A 22,468-nucleotide genomic window follows, 5' to 3' on the forward strand; every position below is an offset into this window, starting at 1 on the left:
CTGCAGGGGGGACCCTGTGGGAGAGTAGGACGCCGCCGAACAATTTTTAGCCTCAACCCCCGGACCTTGTCCGGGGGTTGAGGCATTTTTGCGTTCTAAGCTGGGTTCATGCGCTACGACCTGGTGATCTTCGACAACGACGGTGTGCTCGTGGACAGCGAGCCGATTTCCAACACGTTGTTGGCCGGCTATCTGACGGAGCTCGGGCATCCCACCACGTACGAGGAATCCGTACGCGACTACATGGGTTCCGCCATGCACCGCATTCACGAGCTCGTAGAGGAGCGGAGTGGGCAGCGGTTGCCGGCCGGGTTCGACGAGACGTTCCACGCGCGGGTCTTCGCCGCCTTCCAGGCCGAGCTGGAGGCCGTGTCCGGGGCCCGGGAGGTGCTCAAGCAGCTGGCCGAGGCGGGGGTTCCGTACTGCGTGGCCTCCTCGGGGAGTCATGAGCGGATCCGGGTGGGGCACCGGAAGACCGGGCTCGACGCCTGGTTCCCGGACGAGCTCGTCTTCAGTGCCGAGGACGTCGGCCGTGGGAAGCCGGCGCCCGATCTGTTTCTCCACGCCGCCTCGCGGATGGGAGTGGCGCCCGAGCGGTGTGTGGTGGTCGAGGACAGTCGGCTCGGAGTGCAGGCCGCCGTGGCGGCCGGGATGGACGTGTACGGGTTCACCGCGATGACGCCCGAGGAGAAGCTCGCGGGGGCCAAGGGGTTCTTCGGGGCCATGGACGAGCTGCCGGCGATATTGGGACTGTGATCCATCTACCCCCGGGTAGGTTCCGGCCGTACGCTGTGCCGCCATGACGGATGCGCGGTTGCGGCGTGGGCGGGGATCCCTGGCGGTCAGCTTTTTCGTGCAGGGGGTGACCTTCGCCCTGCTCGTGACCCGAATACCGGCGATCCAGGACCGGTACGGGATCTCGGACGCGCTGTTGCCGGCCTTCCTGGCCGCCGTGCCGATCCTGGCCGGTGTCGCGAGTGTGCTGACCGAGAAGGTCGTCGCCCGGGTGGGGCCCGCGGTGGTGCTGCGGTGGGCCCAGCCGTTCGTTCTTCTCGCTCTGCTCGCCGTGGGAGTGGGGGACCAGCTGTGGCACGCGGCCCTGGCCCTGGGGCTCTTCGGGCTGGCGGTCGGGGCGCTCGACGCCTCCATGAACATGCTGGGGGTCAGCCTCCAGCGGGCGTACGGGCGGAGCATCGTGCTCGGCTTCCACGCCTCGTACAGCCTCGGCGGGATCGCGGGGGCCTCGCTGGCCTGGGTGGGGGCGCACTGGCATCTGTCGCTCTTCGCGTCGTACCTGCCGGTGGTGGCGGTGCTGCTGCCCCTGGCCTTCGTCGGGAGCCGGTGGTACGCGGCCGGGGGCGACGGGGCCGACGCGGTGGCGGAGGCGGGGGACGGCAAGGGGAGCGGTGTCGCCTTCAAGCTGCTGCTGCCGCTCTGTCTGGTGATGACCTTCGCGTACATCGGGGACTCGACCGTCTCCAACTGGAGTGCCAAGTACCTCCAGGACGTGCTGGGCAGCTCGGAGGAGCTGGCGACCGTGCCGTACAACGCGTACATGGTGACGACGCTGCTCGGGCGGGCCGTGGGGGACTTCGGGGTGCGGCGGTTCGGGGCGGCGACGGTGGTGCGGGCCGGCGCGGTGCTGGGGGCGCTGGGGTTCGCTGTGGTGGCGGTGTCGCCGGGGGCGTGGGCGGGGATCGTCGGGTTCACGGTGCTGGGGCTCGGGCTGAGCGTGATCGTGCCGCAGACCTTCGCGGCGGCCGGGCGTCTGTTCCCGGGGGCCAGCGACGCGGCGGTGGCGCGGCTCAATGTCTTCAACTACGTGGGGTTCCTGATCGGCTCCCCGTTGGTGGGGGCGCTGGGTGACGCGTGGAGCTACCGGGGGGCCATGCTGGTGCCGATGGTGCTTGTCCTGGTGACGGTGGTGTATGCCACGTCGTTCGGTGCGCGACCGGCCCGATACGGTGGCGGGCATGAGCGGCCGCGCACTGTTGATGTGGGATGAAGCTGTCACGCAGTACGACTTCGGGTCCGAGCATCCGATGGATCCGGTACGGCTCGCGCTGACGATGTCGTTGGTGCGGGCGTACGGGCTCGACCGGGCCGTGGACGTGGTCGCGGCGAAGCCGGCCGGGGACTCGACGCTGCGTCTCGTCCACCGTGAGGACTATGTGGCGGCGGTGCGGGCGGCTTCGGCCGATCCGCGGCACGCCGACCAGTCGTACGGGCTCGGTACGGTCGACGATCCGGCGTTCGCCGGGATGCACGAGGCGTCGGCGCTGATCGCCGGGCAGTCGGTGGGCGCGGCGGAGGCGGTGTGGCGCGGGGAGGCCGCGCACGCGGTGAACTTCGCGGGCGGTCTGCATCACGCGATGCCGGGCGCCGCGTCGGGGTTCTGTATCTACAACGACGCCTCCCTGGCGATCGCGAGGCTGCTGGAGCTGGGGGCTGAGCGGGTCGCGTACGTGGATGTGGACGTGCATCACGGGGACGGGGTGCAGGCGGCGTTCTGGGAGGACCCCCGGGTGCTGACCGTGTCGCTGCACGAGCATCCGCGGACGCTGTTCCCGCAGACGGGCTGGCCGGAGGAGACCGGAGCGGCTGGGGCCGGTGAGGGTGGGGCCGTGAACGTGGCGCTGCCGGCCGGGACGGGGGACGCGGGGTGGCTGCGGGCGTTCCACGCGGTCGTACCGGAGCTGCTCGCGGACTTCCGGCCGCAGGTCCTCGTCACGCAGCACGGGGCGGACACGCACTTCGAGGACCCGCTGGCCCATCTCGCGGTGTCGCTCGACGCGCAGCGGGCGGTGCAGGAGGCCTGTCACGAGCTGGCGCACGAGTACGCCGAGGGGCGCTGGCTGGCCCTGGGCGGTGGTGGGTACGCGGTGGTCGACGTCGTACCGCGGTCGTGGACGCATCTGGTGGGGATCGCGGCGCACGCTCCGGTGGATCCGGAGTCGGTGATCCCGTCGTCCTGGCGGGACGAGGTGTACGCGCGGACCCGGCAGCTGGGGCCCGGGCGGATGACGGACGGGCTGTGGCCGGTGGACTTCCGGGACTGGTCCGGGGGATACGACCCGGCGGACCGGCTGGACCAGGCGGTGCTCGCGACCCGGAAGGCGGCTTTTCCGCTGCGGGGGATGCTCGCTTAGGCAGCTGCCGGAACGTTCTGGCGGGCGTTACGCCGACTGTGGGGTGTGCCGGGGGTTTGGGCTCCGGGGGAGGGGTGTTCCGGCAGCATCGGGAGGGTGTTGAGTACCGGGGCGCTGCGGGCGCATCTGTTGGCGGCGGGGTTGGCGGGAACGGTGGCGACGTCGCGGGAGGAGAGCCTGCGGAGCTATCGGCTCTTCGCGGCGCGGGATCCGCGGGTGCTCCTTGGACTCGATCCCACCTGGGGGTGGGGTGAGGCCGATCTGCTGCGGCTGATGGCCGACAAGTGTGGGGTGTCGGACGATCCGGCGCATCGGTCGGGGCCCGACGTCATCGATCCCGAGCGGACGCTGAGGGGGCTCGACGCCTTCGCGGCGCGGTTGGGCGCGGCGGCCGCGCGGCGGGTTCCGGTGCTCCTCGGGACGGGTCATCCGCACCGGCTGCTCGGTTTCTACGTCGCTCTCGCAGACGCTTTGTCGGCGGCGGGATGTCTTGTTCTCACACCGGCGCAGGGGCGATGTGTCGACATAACGACCCGGTTCGGCGTACGCACGTACCTTCTCGACTACGTACGGGGGGTCGCACTGGTGCGAGAGCCGGGGCCGTCGGGGGGCGGGCGCGAGCCGGGGGCGCACTCCCACTCTCCGCTGCCGGTTAGGGCGGCTCTGGAGAGTGCGGCGGAGGCCGGCGGACCGCTGCCGGAGCTCGTCGTCGGAGACCACGGCTGGGTCTGCGGGGCTGGTCAGCTGGGTATTGAGGCCATCGGTCTCGCCGATACGGATGATCCGGCGCTGTTCGTCGGTGAGGCGGAGGGGCAGGTGTCGGTGGCCGTTCCGCTTGATGACGGCGTGCGCTCCGACTACTACCGTCCGCTGACGCGCTATGTACTCAATCGAGCGTGTCTGTCACGGTAAACGGCAGGTGGTAGCTCCTCTTCCCCACTCGTACCACCCGCCCCTAGTCTGGAGCGTGAGCGCTCGGCGACGAAGAGTCACCGGAGGGGAAGCCGGTGGGCGTCGCGGCGGAAGGTACAGGTGGGTCATGGCTGCTGGCGAACGACCTCTCAACGAGGTCAAGTTTCTGACCGTGGCGGAAGTCGCCTCGGTGATGCGCGTGTCCAAGATGACCGTGTACCGCTTGGTGCACAGCGGTCATCTGCCGGCGATCCGGGTGGGCAGGTCCTTCCGGGTGCCGGAACAGGCGGTTCACGAGTACCTGCGGGAGTCCTTCGTGGGGGTGGGGACCGCGTAGCGCGAGCGCGGCGACGACGCCGGGAAAGCTCCGTATGTCCCTCGGATTACAAGCGCGGTGCTCGGGACGGTAGGCTAGGCCGACGTAGGTCGTGTGGGCCCAGACGCCCCGCACCGATCCCCGCCGGGAGGCGGGGATGTTCCGAGAAGTGAGCGAGGGTAGTCGTGGGCTCTGTTATCAAGAAGCGGCGTAAGCGGATGGCCAAGAAGAAGCACCGCAAGCTGCTCAAGCGCACGCGCGTTCAGCGTCGCAACAAGAAGTAAGGCGACAGCTGCTCCGCAGCGTTCTGTGCGTCAGACGTGGCCCTTCACCGTTCGCGGTGAAGGGCCACGTTTTATTTGCGCGGAAATCTCGAGGCGCTACGGTGGCGACCAACGGAAGACGGACGGAAGGCGCTGATCTTGGGCAAGGTCGTGCTCGTCACCGGTGCCGCCCGGCATCTCGGGGGCCGCTTCGTGCGGCGGATCCAGCGGGATCCGGAGGTGGACCGGGTGATCGCGGTGGACGCGGTCGACCCCGCGCACCAGCTCGGCGCCGCCGAGTTCGTCCGGGCGGACATCCGCCGGCCGGAGATCGCGAAGGTTCTCGCCGAGCACGACGTCGACACGGTGGTCCATCTGGACGTCACCGGTACGGCGCTCGGCGGTGGTGGCCGTACGTCGGTCAAGGAGACCAACGTCATCGGCACGATGCAGCTGCTCGGCGCCTGCCAGAAGTCGCCGCGGATCGGCCGGCTCGTGATCAAGTCCAGTACCAGCGTCTACGGCTCCGCTCCCCGCGACCCGGCCGTCTTCACCGAGACGACGGCCGCGAAGTCGCTGCCCAGCGGGGGCTTCGCGAAGGACGCCGTCGAGGTCGAGGGGTATGTGCGGGGGTTCGCCCGGCGCCGCCCGGACGTGGCCGTGTGCGTGCTGCGGTTCGCGAACATCCTCGGGCCCCGGATCGACTCGCCGCTCGCCGAGTACCTCGCGCTGCCGGTGCTGCCGACCGTCCTCGGCTACGACCCGCGGCTGCAGTTCGTCCACGAGGACGACGTCATCGACGTGCTGCGCCTGGCGGCGCACGAGCCCCGCAGGGCCACCCTGAACAGCGGCACCTTCAACGTCGCCGGCGACGGGGTGCTGCTGCTGTCGCAGTGCGCGCGGCGGCTCGGGCGGCCCACCGTGCCGGTGCTGCTGCCGGCCGTCACCTGGGTGGGGACGGCGCTGCGGACCGTCGGGATCACCGACTTCGCCCCGGAGCAGATCCGGCTGCTCACCCACGGCCGGGTCGTGTCGACGGTGCAGACGCGTGAGGTCCTCGGCTTCGCGCCGCGCTACACCACGGCGGAGGCCCTCGCGGACTTCGCGCGGGGCCGGGGGCCTGGGCTGCTGCCGCCAGAGATGCTGGCGGGGGCGGTGGACCGGATCGCGGGGCGGCTGGGCTCGTCGACCGCGCGGCCGGGCGACCCCGTGTCCGCCGTACCCCCTGCGCACGAGGTGCGCTCTGTTCACTCTGTTCACGACGGCGCCTGAGGAGACCGGACAGCGATGGCGGACGCCAAGGTCATTCCGTTCGACGACGACCGGTCGCGGGCCCGGCGACGGCCCGGCGGCCGCGCCGACGGCGAGGCGGCGGCCGTACGGGCCCTGCCGGGGCCGCAGCAGGGCCCCCAGGAGCCTGAGGGGGGCCAGGAGGGCCCGGCTCCCGGCACGGCCGCGGAGGCCCCTGGCGGCGACGTGGGAGCCGGCGGCGAGACCGGGACGGGCGCGGGGCCCGGTGACTGGGAGCGGCGGCTCGCGGGCGGGCTCGCGTTCCTGCGGCGCCGGATCACCGGCGACTACGAGGTCGACGAGTTCGGCTACGACGAGGAGCTCACCGACCAGGTCCTGATGTCGCTGCTCCGCCCGCTGTACGAGAAGTACTTCCGGGTCGAGGTGAAGGGCGTCGAGAACATCCCGGCCGAGGGCGGGGCGCTCATCGTCGCCAACCACTCGGGGACCCTGCCGCTGGACGGGCTGATGATGCAGGTCGCCGTCCACGACCACCATCCGGCCGGGCGGCATCTGCGGCTGCTCGCCGCCGATCTGGTCTTCGTGCTGCCGGTCGTCAACGAGCTGGCCCGCAAGGCGGGGCACACGCTGGCCTGTGCGGAGGACGCGGAGCGGCTGCTGCGCTCCGGCGAGATCGTCGGTGTGATGCCGGAGGGCTTCAAGGGGATCGGGAAGCCGTTCGGGGAGCGGTACAAGCTCCAGCGGTTCGGGCGGGGCGGCTTCGTGTCGACGGCGCTGCGGGCCGGGGTGCCGATCGTGCCCTGCTCGATCGTCGGGGCCGAGGAGATATACCCGATGATCGGGAACGCCAAGACGCTGGCGCGGGTGCTCGGCTTCCCGTACTTCCCGCTCACCCCGACCTTCCCCTGGCTGGGGCCGCTCGGGGCGCTGCCGCTGCCGACGAAGTGGACGATCCAGTTCGGTGAGCCGATCCCGACGGACTCGTACGCGCCGGAGGCGGCGGAGGACCCGATGCTGATGTTCAACCTGACGGATCAGGTGCGGGAACAGATCCAGCACACGCTCTACAAGTTGCTGGTGCAGCGGCGGTCGGTCTTCTTCTGACCCCGGGTCGTTCGTCCGGAGCAAGAAGAAGGGGCGCCCCCCGTCCGTGGGGGCGCCCCTTCTTCTTGCTAGCGAGCGTCCTCGCTGTCGATGCCGAGGCCTGGAAGCAGGCCCGGCAAGATGGGCGGAATGGTGACGTCCGGCATCTCGGTCGGCGCCTGACCGTCCGCGGGGGCGGTCGGTGTGCCGGTCGGGGAGGCGGGGGGCTTGAGCAGCCCGCCGGTGCTGCCGCCGAGGAGACCGTCCTCCTCCGGCGAATCGGTGCCGCTGTCCGCGCTCGGGCTGGTGCCCGTGCTGGGGCCCGACGGACGGGGCGGTGCGGAGTGCCTGCCCGAGGGCGGGGCCTCGTGGCCGGACGGCGGACGCTGGGTGTCCTTGCCCTGGGAGGTCTGCGGAGTGCTCGGGCGGCCGCTGGGGCTCTCCGAGCCGATCGCGCCCTTCTCGGGGGTGCGGGGGAGCACCGACTGGAGGGGTTCGACCTCTTCGTCCATGGCGTCGAAGACGTGCGTGACCTCGCTGCCCACGTCCGACAACTGGACGGGGAGCCGGTCGCGGAGGCCGTTCCAGGTGTCCCGGTGGGCCTGCGCGAAGGAGTTGAGCCGGGCCATCGGGGCGATCTCGCCGTCCCGCTCGTACGCCTGGCGGAGCAGCCGGTGGCCCTCGGTGGCGTCGTGCTTCATCCCGCCCAGGACCCGGCGGATCTCGGTGAGCGACTCGTGGTCGAGGTCGCCGACGCGGCCCCGTTCCATGAGTCTCCGGGCCTCGCTGAGCCGGGTGGACGCCTGGTCGAGGTAGATGCCGCCGCGGTCCGCGTCGTCGTCCGCCATGCCCAGCTTGATGTCCTCCATGCCTCGCTTGAGCCCGTAGAGCGAGTCACCGGGGAGCGCGTCGGAGCTGGCGGCCGCTACGCCGCCGAAGGCGCCCGCAGCGACGCCGACCGTGAGGCCACCGGCGGCGAGGCCCTTGGACCAGCGGGAGCGGGGCCGTAGCTTCCGCAGGGGGGACGCCCGGTGGGCGCCCTTGCCGCCGGCGGTGCGCTGCTCGGGCACCGCGGGGGCCCCGGCCGCGCTCCCTTCCATGAGCATCGCTTCCATGGCGGCGACGAGCTGGGCTCGCTGCACCACCTTGACCTCGGGATCCAGCTGTGGCTTCGGCAGTTCGCCGAGGCCACTCGCCACGGCCAACAGCCGCCCCTGTTCGGCCGGTTCTGCCGGAGTCTCCGGCTGTTCGGCCGCCGCGCCCTCGGACTCCCGGTCCTCCAGGGCCTGGGCGAAGGCGTTCGTCCGCCGGTGCGCCGATACGTTCGCGATCACTGGCGGCACCTCCTCTCGTCATGACGGTCGACTCCCCGGGGTGTCCGGAAGGTTGCACACCTTGAGCGCATCCACACGAAAGAGTGAGTGGCTGCGGACATGGCGTGTCCACAGGGAGCCTGCATCCCGCACAACGAGCGGCGCGGCACTTGGGTTACGCGCGAAAGATGATCGGACCAGTGCGTCATCGAGGCGTCACCGACTGTGAGTTGGGCGGGGGTCGTGGGGATGTGGGGGGAACGGCGGGGGTCGGGGCGCGGTCCGGTCCGCGGGGGCGTGTGTGGGGGGCGCGAACCGGTCAGCGGGCGTCGTCCGGGAGGAGGCGGGCCAGGGTGCGGACGGCCCGGTACTGGAGGGTCTTGATCGCTCCCTCGTTCTTCCCCATGACGCGGGCGGTCTCGGCGACCGAGAGGCCCTGGAGGAAGCGCAGGGTGACGCACTCCTGCTGCTGGGGGTTGAGGCGGCGGACCGCGTCGAGGAGTGCGGCGTTGGAGAGCGACTCCAGGACGGAGTCCTCGGGGCTGCGCTCGACCTCGTTGGCGTCGAGCATCTCGCCGGTGGTCACTTCCAGGCGGAAGCGGCTCGACTTGAAGTGGTCGGCGACCAGGTTCCTGGCGATCGTGACGAGCCAGGCGCCGAAGTCGCGGCCCTGCCAGGTGAAGGTGGAGATCCGGCGCAGGGCGCGCAGGAACGTCTCACTTGTGAGGTCCTCCGCCGTCGCCTTCCCGCCGACGCGGTAGTAGATGTAGCGGTAGACGGTGTCGCTGTACTGGTCGTACAGCCGGCCGAAGGCCTCGGCCTCGCCCGCCTGGGCGCGCTCGACCAGGTCCATCATGCGGGCGCTGTCGCTGTCGGCGGTGGGGCGGCGGGGGGTGGTGGTCGAGGTTCCGGACCGGGCACCGCGTCTGCCCACGGCGGCGCCACCGTCGGCCAGGGCATAGCAAGGGCCGGCGGGTGCCGGTGCGGCGAAGGCGAAGGCGGGGACAGGGCCGGCGTACGCGGTGGGGACGAAGCCGCGCAAACGGTCGAGGACCGTTGCGCGCAGCGTAGCCAGGCCCGAGGTGTCAACCCCGACGTGTGGGTACACGGGACTCCCAGAGGCAGAGCTTCCATCACGTGCAGTGCGGGACCGTTCACCCGTCGTGGCGACGTGAGGGGTCCTTTGTGCGTCCCAGGAGAATAACGCTTCGTACAGGCAGCACTACACCCAGTTGCTCAAATCACCGGTTCCGTCGGTTCTGTTACTGCTTGGAGTCGGATCAAGGTGTGATTGGTGACCGGTTGTTGATCGGTTTGCTTCCGAGTGTGACTGCGCGGGGGTTGCGTTGTGCTCAAGTGCGGGACCGGTGAGTGATCGGGGCCGCTGCGGGGTAAGGAGCCCCGAATGCCTGGGAGTCGACCTGTGCGGTGGTGTTCGACCACGGACGGGTGAGGGTGCCTGGTCCGGGGTCGCAGATGATCGCAGCCGAAACGTATCGGCAGACCGTTCCGGCGCACCGGGAGAGAGGTGCGGAGCCGGACCTCAGTGACGGCGGCGGTGCAGGGCGACCGCGGCCGCCGTGCCGCCGGCCAGGGCGCCCAGACCCGCGGCGGCGGGGATGCCGACCTTGGCGGCCTTGCGGCCGGTCCGGTAGTCGCGCAGCCGCCAGTCCCGGGCCTTCGCGTACTTGCGGAGCTTGGTGTCCGGGTTGATCGCGTACGGGTGGCCGACGAGCGAGAGCATCGGGATGTCGTTGTGCGAGTCGCTGTACGCGGCGCAGCGGCTCAGGTCGAGGCCCTCGGCGGCGGCCAGGGCCCGTACCGCCTCGGCCTTCGCCGGGCCGTGCAGGGGCTCGCCGACCAGCTTGCCCGTGTAGACGCCGTCGATGGACTCGGCGACCGTGCCGAGCGCGCCGGTCAGGCCGAGCCTGCGGGCGATGATCGTGGCCGTCTCGACCGGGGCCGCGGTGACCAGCCACACCTTCTGGCCCGCGTCCAGGTGCGCCTGGGCCAGGTCGCGGGTGCCGGGCCAGATGCGGTCGGCCATGTACTCGTCGTAGATCTCCTCGCCGATCGACATCAGCTCGGAGACGCGGTGGCCCTTGACGATGGACAGGGCGCTGTCGCGGGCCTCCTGGATGTGCTCGGGGTCCTCGACGCCGGCGATCCGGAACCAGGCCTGCGCCCAGGCGAAGCGGGCGAGTTCACGGCGCTGGAAGAACTTCCGCTTGTACAGGCCGCGGCCGAAGTGGAAGATCGACGCGCCCTGCATCACGGTGTTGTCGAGATCGAAGAACGCGGCCGCCCGTACGTCGCCGACGACAGGGAACTCGGGCTCGGCCGGGGTCTCGGCCTCCGCGAGTTCCTGGGCCGCCGCCTCCTCCCGCTCCCTTTCCAGCTGGAGCGAGGACTTGCGCGCTGCCTCGGCAGCGGCCTCGCCTGCGAGCACGCTGCGCGCGGTGGCGGAGCGCCTACGGGGGGTGAGCCATCCCAGAGCGGCCATGCCGTGAGCATAGCCAGTCTGTTCGGTACTTCCCGACTTGTGGCGATGCCGCGGCGTGAACACTGTGGGGCTCCCCTGTTAATCAGGGACAGAATGGACGTCATGTTCGGACGGACGAAGAAGAAGACGGACGCCGCGTCGCGCACCGTGACGCTGATCGGCAAGCCGGGCTGTCATCTCTGCGACGACGCCCGCGCGGTGATCGAGGCGGTGTGCGCGGAGACGGGGGCGCGCTGGGAGGAGAAGGACATCACCCAGGACGCGGAGCTTCACCGGGCGTACTGGGAGCAGATTCCCGTCGTCCTGGTCGACGGCGAGCAGCACACCTTCTGGCGTGTCGACGCCGGGCGGCTCCGTCGCGAACTGGGTGCCTGACCGAAAGACGGCTACCATCGTGGACGTTTTGTTGGGCTTCGGGGGCGGTGTCGTGAGGAGTGTGTGCGGTTTTGCCCCCTTCGGGTTCTCAACGCGCTGACACGCCGCGCGGTTCCGTGACGATACGAACCGGCCGCGTGACCCCGGTCACTTTGGGCGGACAAAACGGACACCATCTTTGTGCACGCGTTCACAAAGACATAGCCTGCATTCGACGGGGCGGTCTTGGGACATATGGCCGCCTGCAGCCCCGCTCATCCCGCAGGAGCACCGTGGCAACTGGCCGAACTCACCGACCGGCGACCCGTAGCCGAGGAATTCCCGAGGCCACCGTCGCCCGGCTTCCGCTGTATCTGCGCGCACTCACCGCGCTCTCGGAGCGCTCCGTACCCACGGTCTCCTCCGAAGAGCTCGCCGCCGCGGCGGGGGTCAACTCCGCGAAGCTGCGCAAGGACTTCAGCTACCTGGGTTCCTACGGCACCCGCGGGGTCGGCTACGACGTCGAGTACCTCGTCTACCAGATCTCCCGTGAGCTGGGGCTCACCCAGGACTGGCCGGTCGTCATCGTCGGTATCGGTAACCTCGGTGCCGCGCTCGCCGGGTACGGCGGTTTCGCCTCCCGCGGCTTCCGCGTCGCCGCGCTGATCGACGCCGACCCCGCCATGACCGGCAAGCCGGTCGCCGGGATCCCCGTCCAGCACAGCGACGACCTCGAGAAGATCATCGAGGAGGACGGCGTCTCCATCGGCGTCATCGCGACCCCGGCCGGCGTCGCCCAGCAGGTCTGCGACCGGCTCGTGGCCGCCGGAGTCACCTCCATCCTGAACTTCGCCCCGACCGTGCTCTCCGTGCCCGACGGCGTGGACGTACGCAAGGTCGACCTCTCCATCGAGCTGCAGATCCTCGCCTTCCATGAGCAGCGCAAGGCCGGCGAGGAGTCGAACGCCGAGGCCGACGCCGAGGCGGAGACCGCCGCGGCCGTCGCGCCGCCGGCCCCCCGTGGCGCCACGGGCGGCAGCCGCAAGGGACCCGACGGGGACGTCCCCGCCGTGATGCCGGCATGAGCCTCCTCGTCGTCGGTCTCAGCCACCGCAGCGCCCCCGTCTCCATCCTGGAGCGGGCGGCACTCGCGGCGGACACCCAGGCCAAGCTCCTCCAGGACACCCTCGCCGCCGAACCGGCCGCCGAAGGCACCGTCCTGGCCACCTGCAACCGCATCGAGCTCTACGCCGACGTGGACAAGTTCCACGCCGGTGTCGCCGAGCTGTCCACGCTGCTCGCGCAGCACAGCGGCGTCGGCCTGGACGAGCTCACCCCCTATCTCTACGTGCACTACGAGGACCGGGCCGTCCACCACCTCTTCTCGGTGGCCTGCGGCCTCGACTCGATGGTCGTCGGCGAGGGCCAGATCCTCGGCCAGATCAAGGACGCCCTCGCCCTCGGCCAGGAGCTGCACACCGCCGGCCGCCTCCTCAACGACCTGTTCCAGCAGGCCCTGAGGGTCGGCAAGCGGGCCCACAGCGAGACCGGGATCGACCGGGCCGGGCAGTCGCTCGTCACCTTCGGCCTGGAGCGACTCGTCGACGGCACGGACGGCACCGACGTCGACACCTGGGCCAAGGGCAAGAAGGCGCTCGTCATCGGCGCCGGCTCGATGTCCTCGCTCGCCGCCGCCACGCTCGCGCGTTCCGGCGTCTCCGAGATCGTCATCGCCAACCGCACCCTGGCCCGCGCCGAGCGGCTCGCGCAGATCCTGAACGAGCCCGGGGGCACCGGGGTGGCCGCGCACGCGGTCGAGATGGTTGCCGTCGGCGACGAACTGACACGTGCCGACGTCGTCGTCTCCTGCACCGGCGCCACCGGACTCGTCCTCACCGGGGACGACATCGAGACCGCCGTCCAGGGCCGCCGCACCCCGCTCGCCCTGCTCGACCTCGCCATGCCCCGCGACATCGACGCCGCCGCCCACCGCATCCCCGGTGTCCGGCTCGTCGACATCGAGTCGCTCGCCGAGGCCTCCGCCGACGCGCCGATGGCCGCCGACGTCGACCAGGTGCGCGGCATCGTCTCCGACGAGGTCGCGGCCTTCGGCGCCGCCCAGCGCGCCGCCCACATCACCCCCACCGTCGTCGCCCTGCGCACCATGGCTGCCGACGTGGTGGCCGGCGAGATCGCCCGGCTCGAGGGCCGGCTGCCCGGCCTCGACGACAAGCAGCGCGCCGAGATCACCCAGACCGTGCGCCGCGTGGTCGACAAGCTCCTGCACGCGCCGACCGTGCGGGTCAAGCAGCTGGCGAGCGAGCCCGGCGGTGCCGGGTACGCGGACGCGCTGCGGACACTCTTCGACCTCGACCCGGAGACGGTGGCTTCTGTCAGCCGGGCCGACCTGAATGACGCCGACGTCAAGAACCGAGGGCGAGTATGACCGAGAGGGCACTGAGGCTCGGGACCAGGCGCAGCAAGCTCGCCATGGCCCAGTCCGGGCACGTGGCCGATGCCGTCCGGCAGCTGACCGGCCGGCCCGTCGAGCTCGTGGAGATCACGACGTACGGGGACACCTCCCGGGAGCACCTCGCGCAGATCGGCGGCACCGGCGTCTTCGTCGCCGCCCTGCGTGACGCGCTGCTCGCGGACGAGGTGGACTTCGCCGTCCACTCCCTGAAGGACCTGCCGACCGCGCAGCACCCTGACCTGGTGCTGGCCGCGATCCCGGAGCGCGAGGACCCGCGCGACGTGCTGATCGCCCGCGACGGACTGACGCTGGACCGGCTGCCCGCGGGCAGCCGGGTCGGCACCGGATCGCCGCGGCGCATGGCCCAGCTCCACGCGTACGCGCACAACCACGGCCTGGAGATCACCTGCGTCCCGATCCGGGGCAACATCGACACCCGGGTCGGCTACGTGCGCAGCGGGGAACTGGACGCGGTGGTTCTCGCCGCGGCAGGCCTCAACCGCATCGGCGGGACGGCGGAGCTCACCGGCTCCCTGTCGCTCGACCACCTGTCGGTCGACTCCGTCCTGCCCGCCCCCGGCCAGGGGGCCCTGGCGATCGAGTGCCTGGCGTCGAACGCCGAACTCGTCACCGCGCTCGCCGAGCTCGACGACCCGCTCACCCGGGCCGCCGTGACCGCTGAGCGATCCCTGCTCGCCGCCCTGGAGGCCGGCTGCTCCGCACCCGTGGGTGCGCTGGCCGACCTGCTGGCCGACGACCCCGGTCACGGGCAGGTTGTCACCGAGATGCGCCTGCGCGGCGTCGTCGGCACCACCGACGGCTCGACGCTGGTTCAGCTGTCCACCACCGGACCCGTACCCACCTCGCACGACGAGGCCATGGCGCTCGGACGCGAACTCGCGGACGAGATGCTCGCCAAGGGTGCGGCCGGTCTTATGGGGGAGCGAGCACTTTGAACCCCACCAGCCCGACCACCAGCCCGCTGTCCCCGGCCTTCGCGGGCCATGGACACGTCACATTCCTCGGCGCAGGCCCCGGTGACCCCGGTCTCCTGACCCTCAGGGCCGTGGAGGCCCTCGCCGGAGCGGATGTCCTGATCGCCGAGCCGGAGGTGCTCGAGGTCGTTCGCGGCCACGCGCGCGCGGGGGTGAGCACGCCGGAGCTGACGGTGGTTGACGAGGCGTCAACAACCGCCGGTGTCCCCGTGTTGAGGGACGCGGCCAATCTTGTCATGGAGGCCGCCAGGGGCGGCAGGCGGGTCGTCCGTGCGGTGACCGGCGACCCCGGCCTCGACGGCAACGCGGGAGCCGAGATGCTCGCCTGCGCCGCCGAGGGCATCCCCTTCGAGGTCGTCCCCGGCGTCGCCACGGCCGTCGGCGTACCCGCGTACGCCGGTGTCCCGCTCCGCGACGCCCAGGGCACCGACGTGCGCTTCGTCGACGCCCGCACCGCCGACGAGCGGTGCTGGACCGAGGTCGGCGCCTCCGACGGCACCGTCGTCGTGTCCACCTCGCTCGACTCGGTGGCCGCGGCCGCCGGTGAACTGGTGGCGGCGGGCCGTAAGCCGGACACCCCGCTCACCGTCACCATCGCCGGTACGACCACCCGGCAGCGGACCTGGAACGCCACGCTCGGCACCATCGCCCAGGTCTTCAAGCAGGGCAAGGTCCTCCCCTCGCCCGAGGGCCACCGGCCGGTCATAGCCGTGGTCGGCGAGCGCAGCGCCCCGGCGCAGCGGGACCAGCTGTCGTGGTTCGAGTCGAAGCCGCTGTTCGGCTGGCGGGTGCTCGTGCCGCGTACCAAGGAGCAGGCCGCGTCGCTCTCCGACCAGCTGCGTTCGTACGGCGCGGTGCCGCACGAGGTGCCGACCATCGCCGTCGAGCCGCCGCGCACGCCCCAGCAGATGGAGCGTGCGGTCAAGGGGCTCGTGACCGGGCGCTACGAGTGGATCGCCTTCACCTCGGTCAACGCGGTGAAGGCCGTACGCGAGAAGTTCGAGGAGTACGGGCTCGACGCGCGTGCCTTCGCCGGGATCAAGGTCGCGGCGGTGGGCGAGCAGACCGCCGCGGCGCTGGTCGACTTCGGTGTGAAGCCGGACCTGGTGCCGAGCGGGGAGCAGTCCGCGGCGGGTCTGCTGGAGGACTGGCCGCCGTACGACCCGGTCTTCGACCCGATCGACCGCGTCTTCCTGCCGCGGGCCGACATCGCGACGGAGACGCTGGTCGCGGGGCTGATCGAGCTCGGGTGGGAGGTCGACGACGTCACCGCGTACCGGACCGTACGGGCCTCGCCGCCGCCGGCGGACACGCGTGAGGCGATCAAGGGCGGCGGGTTCGACGCCGTGCTGTTCACGTCGTCGTCGACGGTGCGGAACCTGGTCGGTATCGCCGGGAAGCCGCACAACGTGACCGTCATCGCGTGCATCGGTCCCGCCACGGCGAAGACCGCCGAGGAGCACGGGCTGCGGGTGGACGTGCTGTCGCCCGAGCCGTCGGTGCACAAGCTGGCGGAGGCGCTGGCGGACTTCGGGCTGCGGCGGCGGGAGGCTGCGCTGGAGGCGGGGGATCCTGTCACTCGGCCCAGTGAGCGGCGGCCGGGGGCGCGGAGGCGTCGTACGACGTAGCGGGTTCTTGGGGTGCGGGTCCCTGCGGGGGCCCGCACCTCTGTTTTGTCTGGGGCGGTGCCGTTTGCTGGGGGCGGGTCCGCGCCCCCACGGGGCGGGGCGAGGGCCCCGCACGGGGCGAGGGCGGTAGCGGGGGCTCGTGTGGGTGGGGTGCCGTCCTGCGGGACGGTTGGCCGCACGGAGGGTGCCCTGGGGCGGCAACATCGTGTCGGTAAAAGCACTCTTTGGGCGGGCGTAGCCTCGGGGCTATGAACTCGTACGGATCCTTTCCCGGGGCGCGGCCGCGGCGGCTGCGGACGACGCCCGCCATGCGGCGGATGGTGGCCGAGACGCGGCTGCATCCCGCCGATCTGATCCTTCCCGCGTTCGTGCGCGAGGGGATCACCGAGCCCGTGCCGATCCAGGCCATGCCCGGTGTCGTCCAGCACACCCGCGACACCCTGCGGAAGGCCGCGGCCGAGGCCGTCGAGGCCGGGGTCTCCGGCATCATGCTCTTCGGCGTGCCCGAGGACGAGAAGAAGGACGCGGCGGGGACGGCCGGGACCGACCCCGACGGGATCCTTCAGGTCGCCATCCGGGACGTCCGCGCCGAGGTCGGCGACGAGCTCGTGATCATGTCCGACCTCTGTCTCGACGAGTACACCGACCACGGCCACTGCGGTGTCCTCGACGCAGACGGCCGCGTCGACAACGACGCCACGCTGGAACGTTACGCCGAGATGGCCCAGGTGCAGGCGGACGCCGGCGTCCACGTCGTCGGCCCCTCCGGGATGATGGACGGCCAGGTCGGCGTCGTCCGGGACGCCCTGGACACCATCGGCAAGGAGGACGTGGCGATCCTCGCGTACACCGCGAAGTACTCCTCCGCCTTCTACGGCCCCTTCCGCGAGGCCGTCGGCTCCTCCCTCCGGGGGGACCGCAAGACCTACCAGCAGGACCCCGCCAACCTGCGGGAGTCCCTGCGCGAGCTCGCCCTCGACCTGGAGGAGGGCGCCGACATGGTGATGGTCAAGCCGGCCGGGCCGTACCTCGACGTGGTCGCCAAGGTCGCCGAGTCCGTGGAGGTGCCCGTCGCCGCGTACCAGATCAGTGGCGAGTACTCGATGGTCGAGGCCGCCGCCGAGAAGGGCTGGATCGACCGCGACCGGGCGATCTTCGAGACCCTGACCGGCATCCGGCGGGCCGGCGCGCAGCTGATCCTCACCTACTGGGCCACCGAGGTCGCCCAGAAGCTGTCCGACGTGCGCCGCTAGCCGGGCTCAGTCCCACCAGAAGGTCCAGACGGGGCTGTCCAGCAGCCCCGTCCGGGCGTACTGGCGCAGGCCGCCGTGGGGGCCCTGGTCGACGTTGTCCGGGCAGAACGCGAAATGCTCCGCCGCCAGCGCCTCGGCCTCCTCCGGCGTCTGGGGCGGCGCCGCGACCGAGACCACCAGCTGGTCGAAGGTGAGCGCGACGACACGCGCCCCGAACCGGTCCTCCCAGGACCGAAGCACCGCACACAACCGGGCCACGTCGTTCTCGTGGTTCAGCGGCCCGGTCCAGCCGATCACCGCCGGTATGTCCGCGCTGCGCCGTGCCGGAACCAGGGCCGGGCGGGCGTCCTCCAGCCAGAAGCCCGGCTCCGTCAGCATCTCGGCGACGACGGCCGCCGCCTCGTCGGGGTCCGTGTCGCACGGCTGCGCCGGGGCGAGGCCCGGCCAACCGGCGCCTCCGGCTATCTCCTCCGGCGCGTTCGCGTCCCAGAACTCGGAGAGGACCTCCTCGGCCTCGTGGTCGGCCGGGTCGCTCATCTCCTCCGGCATCAGCTCCCACCGGTCCAGGCCCCAGTCACCGCCCAGCAGCACCGGCAGCAGACCCGCCGTACGGGCCGCCGGGCGCAGCGCGCCCCACGCGGAAGGGCCCGCCGCGCCGTGCCCCGACCAGATGTACGGGGAGTCCGCCGGGCCGGTGACGGCGCCGGGCGGCAGGTCGAGGCCGAGGGAACGGCCGGTCGGATCGGCTGCGAGCCGGGGCAGCTGGTTGGGGATCATCGCCATGCGGAGAACGTACGGGGCGCCACTGACAACGGGGCGAGTGGTGGCGCGGCACACGTCGGCGCACCCTGGAGAGGTAGCCGACAGGTACCTCGCTGGAGGTGGTCCTCATGATGAACACGCTTGTCGGATGGCATGTGGAGATGGAGTTCCAGGAGGAGGGTGACCGGACACGGGCCGCGGCCATGGTGCGGCTCACCGACGGCACCGAGTTCCGCGCCCACGGCACGGCCAACCGTCACCCCTCCGACCCGGAGCAGCTCAGGGTGGGCGAGGAGATCGCCGGCGCACGCGCGCTGATGGACCTCGCCTCGCAGCTGCTGCAGAAGGCCCACACGGAGATCGACGAGGTCTCGGGCCGGACCTCGCACACCATCCGTTGACGACGAAGCCCCCGGCACGGTGATCCGTACCAGGGGCTTCGCCTTCGGATGACGCTGCGGGACCGTCAGAGGCGCTCGGGCGTCCGGATGCCCAGCAGGGCCATGCCCTGGTGCAGCGTGCGGGCCGTCAGGTCGGACAGGAAGAGACGGTTCTCCGCGACGTCCTGCGCCGGCGCGGGCTTGATGACCGGGCACTGGTCGTAGAACGTCGTGAACAGCGACGCCAGCTGGTACAGGTACGCGGCCAGCTTGTGCGGGGCGTACTCCGCGGCCGTCTCGGCGATCACCTCGCCGAACTGGTCCAGGTGCAGGCCGAGCGCACGCTCGGCCGGGGCCAGCTCCAGCTCCGGGTGGGCGAGCGGGGTGCGGTCGCCGGCCTTCCCGAAGATCGACCTGACCCGCGCGTACGCGTACTGCACGTACACCGAGGTGTCGCCGTTCAGCGAGACCATCTGGTCCAGGTCGAACTTGTAGTCGCGCGCGGCGGACGTCGACAGGTCCGCGTACTTCACGGCGCCGATGCCCACGTACTGGCCGTTCTCGACGATCTCCGCCTCGGTCAGGAGCGTCTGCCCGGTCTTCTCACGGAAGTCGTCCGCCTTCTCGCGCACGACCGACGTCGCCCGGTCCACCGCCTCGTCCAGCAGGTCCACGAGCCTGACCGTCTCGCCCTCACGGGTCTTGAACGGCTTGCCGTCCTTGCCGAGGACCGTGCCGAAGGCCAGCTGGACGGCCTTCACGTCCTCGTTCAGCCAGCCGGCCCGGCGGGCCGTCTCGAAGACCATCTTGAAGTGCAGCGCCTGGCGGGCGTCGACCACGTACAGCAGGGTCGTCGCCTTCAGGTTCTGGACGCGGTCGCGGATCGCGGACAGGTCCGTCGCCGCGTAGCCGAAGCCGCCGTCGGACTTCTGGACGATCAGCGGGGTCGGGTTGCCGTCCGGGCCCTTCACATCGTCGAAGAACACGCACAGCGCGCCCTCGGAGCGGACGGCGACGCCCGACTCCTCAAGGATCCGGCAGGTCTCCACCAGCATGTCGTTGTAGCCGGACTCGCCGACCACGTCGCCGTCCCGGATGTCCATGTCGAGCTTGTCGAAGACCGAGTAGAAGTAGATCTTCGACTCGTCGACGAACCGCTGCCACAGAGCCAGGGTCTGCTCGTCACCGGCCTGCAGGTCGACGACACGCGCGCGGGCCCGCGTCTTGAAGTCCTCGTCCGAGTCGAAGAGCGCGCGCGAGGCCTTGTAGAGCCGGTTCAGGTTCGACATGGCCTCCTCACCGGAGACCTCGGCGCCGTCCTCGGCCTTGTGGTCCAGCTCGTGCGGGTGCTCGATCAGATACTGGATGAGCATGCCGAACTGGGTGCCCCAGTCGCCGATGTGGTGGCGGCGGACCACGCTCTCACCGGTGAACTCCAGGATCTCGACCATCGCGGCACCGATCACGGCGGAACGCAGGTGCCCGACGTGCATCTCCTTCGCCACGTTCGGCTGGGCGTAGTCGATGACCGTCGTGCCGGCCGACTCGTTGAACGGCACCCCGAGCCGGGCGTCGGCGGCACGGGCCGCGAGGGTCCGCACGATCGCCGCGTCCGTGACCGTGATGTTCAGGAAGCCGGGGCCCGAGACCTCGATCTCCTTCAGGACGTCGTTCTCCGGGATCGCCGCGACGACCTGGGTGGCCAGCTCACGCGGGTTGCCCTTGAGCCGCTTGGCGAGCGCCAGGATGCCGTTGGCCTGGAAGTCGGCCCGGTCGCTTCGTCGGAGCAGCGGGTCGGCGGACGCGGCGTCCGGCAGAGCTGCCGAGAGGCCGTCCGTGAGGCGCTGCTGCACGGTCGAAGCGAGGGAAGGGACCGAGGCCATGAGCTTCCGTTCCTGTTGAGTTCGGGGAGTTCTGTGCGTCTAAATCGCTTGTCAAGTGTCCCATGGGAGCGCAACGTGATTTCCCCGCCTGTGGACAACCGGGGGACGCGGGCGATCTCTGCCTGTGGACAACCTCGGGGAGCCCGCTTCCGTCTGGGAGAATGGCTCACGTAGGGCCCTCAGGCAGAACCCACCCAGGAAGAAGGACGTACCGACCGTGGCTCAGAGCAGCACAGAGACCGACTGGGTCTCCCGTTTCGCGGACGAGGTCATCGCCGAGTCGGAGCGACGTGCGCCTGGCAAACCGGTCGTCGTCGCCTCCGGCCTCTCCCCGTCCGGCCCGATCCACCTGGGCAACCTCCGCGAGGTCATGACCCCGCACCTGGTCGCCGACGAGATCCGCCGCCGCGGACACGAGGTCAGGCACCTGATCTCCTGGGACGACTACGACCGCTTCCGCAAGGTGCCGAACGGCATCGAGGGCATCGACGAGTCCTGGGCCGAGCACATCGGCAAGCCGCTGACCTCGGTCCCCGCCCCCGCCGGCTCGCCCCACCCCAACTGGGCCGAGCACTTCAAGGCCGCCATGGTCGAGTCGCTGGCCGAGCTCGGCGTCGAGTACGACCCGATCAGCCAGACCGAGCAGTACACCGCGGGCACCTACCGCGAGCAGATCCTGCACGCCATGAAGCACCGCGGCGACATCGACGCCATCCTCGACCAGTACCGGACGAAGAAGGCGCCGAAGAAGCAGTCGCAGAAGCCCCTCGACGAGGCCGAGCTGGAAGCCGAGGAGGGCTCCGGCGCGGCGAGCGAGGACGACGGCTCCGGCGGCACCTCGGGCTACTTCCCGTACAAGCCGTACTGCGGACAGTGCGAGAAGGACCTCACCACGGTCACCTCGTACGACGACGACACCACCGAGCTGGCCTACACCTGCACCGACTGCGGCTTCTCCGAGACCGTGAAGCTGAGCGAGTTCAACCGCGGCAAGCTGGTCTGGAAGGTCGACTGGCCGATGCGCTGGGCCTACGAGGGCGTCATCTTCGAGCCCTCCGGCGTCGACCACTCCTCGCCCGGCTCCTCCTTCGTCGTCGGCGGCCAGATCGTCCGCGAGATCTTCGACGGCGTCCAGCCGATCGGCCCCATGTACGCCTTCGTCGGCATCAGCGGCATGGCCAAGATGTCCTCCTCGCGCGGTGGCGTCCCGACCGCCGCCGACGCGCTGAAGATCATGGAAGCGCCGCTGCTGCGTTGGCTGTACGCGCGCCGCCGCCCCAACCAGTCCTTCAAGATCGCCTTCGACCAGGAGATCCAGCGGCTCTACGACGAGTGGGACAAGCTGGAGGCCAAGGTCGCCGACGGCAGCGTGCTGCCCGCCGACGCCGCCGCCCACAGCCGGGCCGCCCGCACGGCCGCCGGCGAGCTTCCCCGCACCCCGCGCCCGCTCCCGTACCGCACGCTCGCCTCGGTCATGGACATCACCGCCGGCCACGACGAGCAGACTCTGCGGATCCTGACCGAACTCGACCCCGACAACCCGGTCGCGTCCCTCGACGAGGTCCGGCCGCGCCTCGACCGCGCCGAGAACTGGATCACCAGCCAGGTCCCGGCCGACCAGCGCACCATCGTCCGCGAGGAGCCCGACACCGAGCTCCTCGGCACCCTGGACGACGAGGGCCGCGAGTCCCTCCGCCTCCTCCTGGAAGGCCTCGACACCCACTGGTCGCTCGACGGACTCACCACCCTCGTCTACGGCGTCCCCAAGGTCATGGCCGGACTCGACGCCGACGCCAAGCCCACCCCTGAGCTGAAGCTCGCCCAGCGGGCCTTCTTCGCCCTGCTCTACAAGCTCCTCGTCAGCCGCGAGACCGGGCCGCGACTGCCCACCCTGCTGCTCGCCGTGGGCGCGGACCGGGTGAGGAAGCTGCTCGGCGCGTGAACGCACGA

At 71.1% G+C, this 22,468-nt stretch carries 21 protein-coding genes; 16 read left to right on the forward strand and 5 right to left on the reverse strand.

Features of this window, described 5'->3' with window-relative positions:
• The first annotated feature begins 108 nt into the window (after window positions 1-108).
• From ACIP8Z_RS35110 to ACIP8Z_RS35145, 8 genes are all read left to right on the forward strand, one after another.
• Window positions 109-756 carry an HAD family hydrolase gene (locus ACIP8Z_RS35110; protein ID WP_402090666.1) on the forward strand — a complete coding sequence of 216 codons (648 nt, stop codon included), beginning with the start codon at window positions 109-111 and terminating at the stop codon, window positions 754-756.
• Between the two features lie 43 nt (window positions 757-799).
• Window positions 800-2,005 (forward strand): MFS transporter, encoded by a 1,206-nt coding sequence (locus tag ACIP8Z_RS35115; protein WP_402090668.1) that lies wholly within the window; start codon window positions 800-802, stop codon window positions 2,003-2,005.
• Window positions 1,974-3,149 carry an acetoin utilization protein AcuC gene (locus tag ACIP8Z_RS35120; RefSeq protein ID WP_402090670.1) on the forward strand — a complete coding sequence of 392 codons (1,176 nt, stop codon included), beginning with the start codon at window positions 1,974-1,976 and terminating at the stop codon, window positions 3,147-3,149. Before ACIP8Z_RS35115 ends, ACIP8Z_RS35120 begins: the two co-directional genes overlap by 32 nt.
• Window positions 3,150-3,245: 96 nt before the next feature.
• Window positions 3,246-4,061 carry a phosphatase gene (locus ACIP8Z_RS35125; RefSeq protein WP_383855663.1) on the forward strand — a complete coding sequence of 272 codons (816 nt, stop codon included), beginning with the start codon at window positions 3,246-3,248 and terminating at the stop codon, window positions 4,059-4,061.
• 127 nt (window positions 4,062-4,188) lie between these two features.
• The gene (locus ACIP8Z_RS35130) at window positions 4,189-4,398 is read left to right on the forward strand and encodes a helix-turn-helix domain-containing protein (RefSeq protein WP_015034391.1); all 210 of its coding nucleotides are present in this window, start codon (window positions 4,189-4,191) and stop codon (window positions 4,396-4,398) included.
• A 164-nt stretch (window positions 4,399-4,562) separates the two neighbouring features.
• The gene (locus ACIP8Z_RS35135; RefSeq protein ID WP_003948845.1) at window positions 4,563-4,661 is read left to right on the forward strand and encodes a 30S ribosomal protein bS22; all 99 of its coding nucleotides are present in this window, start codon (window positions 4,563-4,565) and stop codon (window positions 4,659-4,661) included.
• Window positions 4,662-4,799: 138 nt separating this feature from the next.
• On the forward strand, window positions 4,800-5,912 hold the full coding sequence (locus tag ACIP8Z_RS35140; protein ID WP_402090673.1) for an NAD-dependent epimerase/dehydratase family protein: 1,113 nt from the start codon (window positions 4,800-4,802) through the stop codon (window positions 5,910-5,912).
• 15 nt (window positions 5,913-5,927) lie between these two features.
• Window positions 5,928-6,995, forward strand: coding sequence for a lysophospholipid acyltransferase family protein (locus ACIP8Z_RS35145; RefSeq protein WP_402090674.1), 1,068 nt, complete (start codon window positions 5,928-5,930; stop codon window positions 6,993-6,995).
• Window positions 6,996-7,063: 68 nt separating this feature from the next.
• Here the strand turns inward: ACIP8Z_RS35145 and ACIP8Z_RS35150 are convergent, their stop codons facing one another.
• From ACIP8Z_RS35150 to ACIP8Z_RS35160, 3 genes are all read right to left on the reverse strand, one after another.
• Window positions 7,064-8,308, reverse strand: a complete 1,245-nt coding sequence (locus tag ACIP8Z_RS35150) for a DUF5667 domain-containing protein (protein ID WP_402090676.1) — start codon at window positions 8,306-8,308, stop codon at window positions 7,064-7,066.
• Between the two features lie 298 nt (window positions 8,309-8,606).
• Window positions 8,607-9,395, reverse strand: a complete 789-nt coding sequence (locus ACIP8Z_RS35155) for an ECF subfamily RNA polymerase sigma factor, BldN family (protein WP_055599624.1) — start codon at window positions 9,393-9,395, stop codon at window positions 8,607-8,609.
• Window positions 9,396-9,830: 435 nt separating this feature from the next.
• Window positions 9,831-10,790 (reverse strand): HAD family hydrolase, encoded by a 960-nt coding sequence (locus tag ACIP8Z_RS35160; protein WP_402090679.1) that lies wholly within the window; start codon window positions 10,788-10,790, stop codon window positions 9,831-9,833.
• A 93-nt stretch (window positions 10,791-10,883) separates the two neighbouring features.
• Between ACIP8Z_RS35160 and ACIP8Z_RS35165 the strand changes: the two genes are divergently transcribed.
• The 6 genes from ACIP8Z_RS35165 to hemB all read left to right on the forward strand — a co-directional run bounded on the left by ACIP8Z_RS35165 (window position 10,884) and on the right by hemB (window position 17,493).
• Window positions 10,884-11,165, forward strand: a complete 282-nt coding sequence (locus ACIP8Z_RS35165) for a glutaredoxin family protein (protein WP_402090681.1) — start codon at window positions 10,884-10,886, stop codon at window positions 11,163-11,165.
• A gap of 272 nt (window positions 11,166-11,437) precedes the next feature.
• Complete coding sequence (locus ACIP8Z_RS35170) at window positions 11,438-12,229, forward strand: redox-sensing transcriptional repressor Rex (RefSeq protein ID WP_319319551.1); 792 nt, start codon at window positions 11,438-11,440, stop codon at window positions 12,227-12,229.
• Window positions 12,226-13,590: a glutamyl-tRNA reductase gene (locus ACIP8Z_RS35175; RefSeq protein WP_319319549.1), complete on the forward strand. Its 1,365-nt coding sequence runs from the start codon at window positions 12,226-12,228 to the stop codon at window positions 13,588-13,590. Before ACIP8Z_RS35170 ends, ACIP8Z_RS35175 begins: the two co-directional genes overlap by 4 nt.
• Window positions 13,587-14,573, forward strand: a complete 987-nt coding sequence (gene hemC, locus ACIP8Z_RS35180) for a hydroxymethylbilane synthase (protein ID WP_402090683.1) — start codon at window positions 13,587-13,589, stop codon at window positions 14,571-14,573. Before ACIP8Z_RS35175 ends, hemC begins: the two co-directional genes overlap by 4 nt.
• A complete protein-coding gene (locus tag ACIP8Z_RS35185) occupies window positions 14,570-16,240 on the forward strand; it encodes a uroporphyrinogen-III synthase (protein WP_055599618.1) in 1,671 nt (556 codons plus the stop codon). The genes hemC and ACIP8Z_RS35185 overlap by 4 nt, the downstream gene beginning before the upstream one ends.
• A 248-nt stretch (window positions 16,241-16,488) precedes the next feature.
• Entirely contained in the window at window positions 16,489-17,493 is a 1,005-nt protein-coding gene (gene hemB / locus ACIP8Z_RS35190; RefSeq protein ID WP_402090685.1) for a porphobilinogen synthase, read from the forward strand.
• 6 nt (window positions 17,494-17,499) lie between these two features.
• On the opposite strand, the gene ACIP8Z_RS35195 is transcribed toward hemB, so the two are convergent.
• Window positions 17,500-18,276 carry a DUF4253 domain-containing protein gene (locus ACIP8Z_RS35195; RefSeq protein ID WP_402090687.1) on the reverse strand — a complete coding sequence of 259 codons (777 nt, stop codon included), beginning with the start codon at window positions 18,274-18,276 and terminating at the stop codon, window positions 17,500-17,502.
• 110 nt (window positions 18,277-18,386) lie between these two features.
• Here ACIP8Z_RS35195 and ACIP8Z_RS35200 point away from each other — a divergent pair, with 110 nt between their 5' ends.
• Window positions 18,387-18,656: a DUF1876 domain-containing protein gene (locus ACIP8Z_RS35200; protein WP_319319613.1), complete on the forward strand. Its 270-nt coding sequence runs from the start codon at window positions 18,387-18,389 to the stop codon at window positions 18,654-18,656.
• A gap of 65 nt (window positions 18,657-18,721) precedes the next feature.
• Here the strand turns inward: ACIP8Z_RS35200 and argS are convergent, their stop codons facing one another.
• Window positions 18,722-20,518 carry an arginine--tRNA ligase gene (gene argS / locus ACIP8Z_RS35205; RefSeq protein ID WP_402090689.1) on the reverse strand — a complete coding sequence of 599 codons (1,797 nt, stop codon included), beginning with the start codon at window positions 20,516-20,518 and terminating at the stop codon, window positions 18,722-18,724.
• A gap of 217 nt (window positions 20,519-20,735) precedes the next feature.
• Here argS and lysS point away from each other — a divergent pair, with 217 nt between their 5' ends.
• Complete coding sequence (gene lysS, locus ACIP8Z_RS35210; RefSeq protein ID WP_402090691.1) at window positions 20,736-22,460, forward strand: lysine--tRNA ligase; 1,725 nt, start codon at window positions 20,736-20,738, stop codon at window positions 22,458-22,460.
• Window positions 22,461-22,468 lie beyond the last annotated feature (8 nt).

The sequence above is a fragment of the Streptomyces sp. NPDC088553 genome (assembly GCF_044752965.1).
GTDB lineage: Bacteria > Actinomycetota > Actinomycetes > Streptomycetales > Streptomycetaceae > Streptomyces.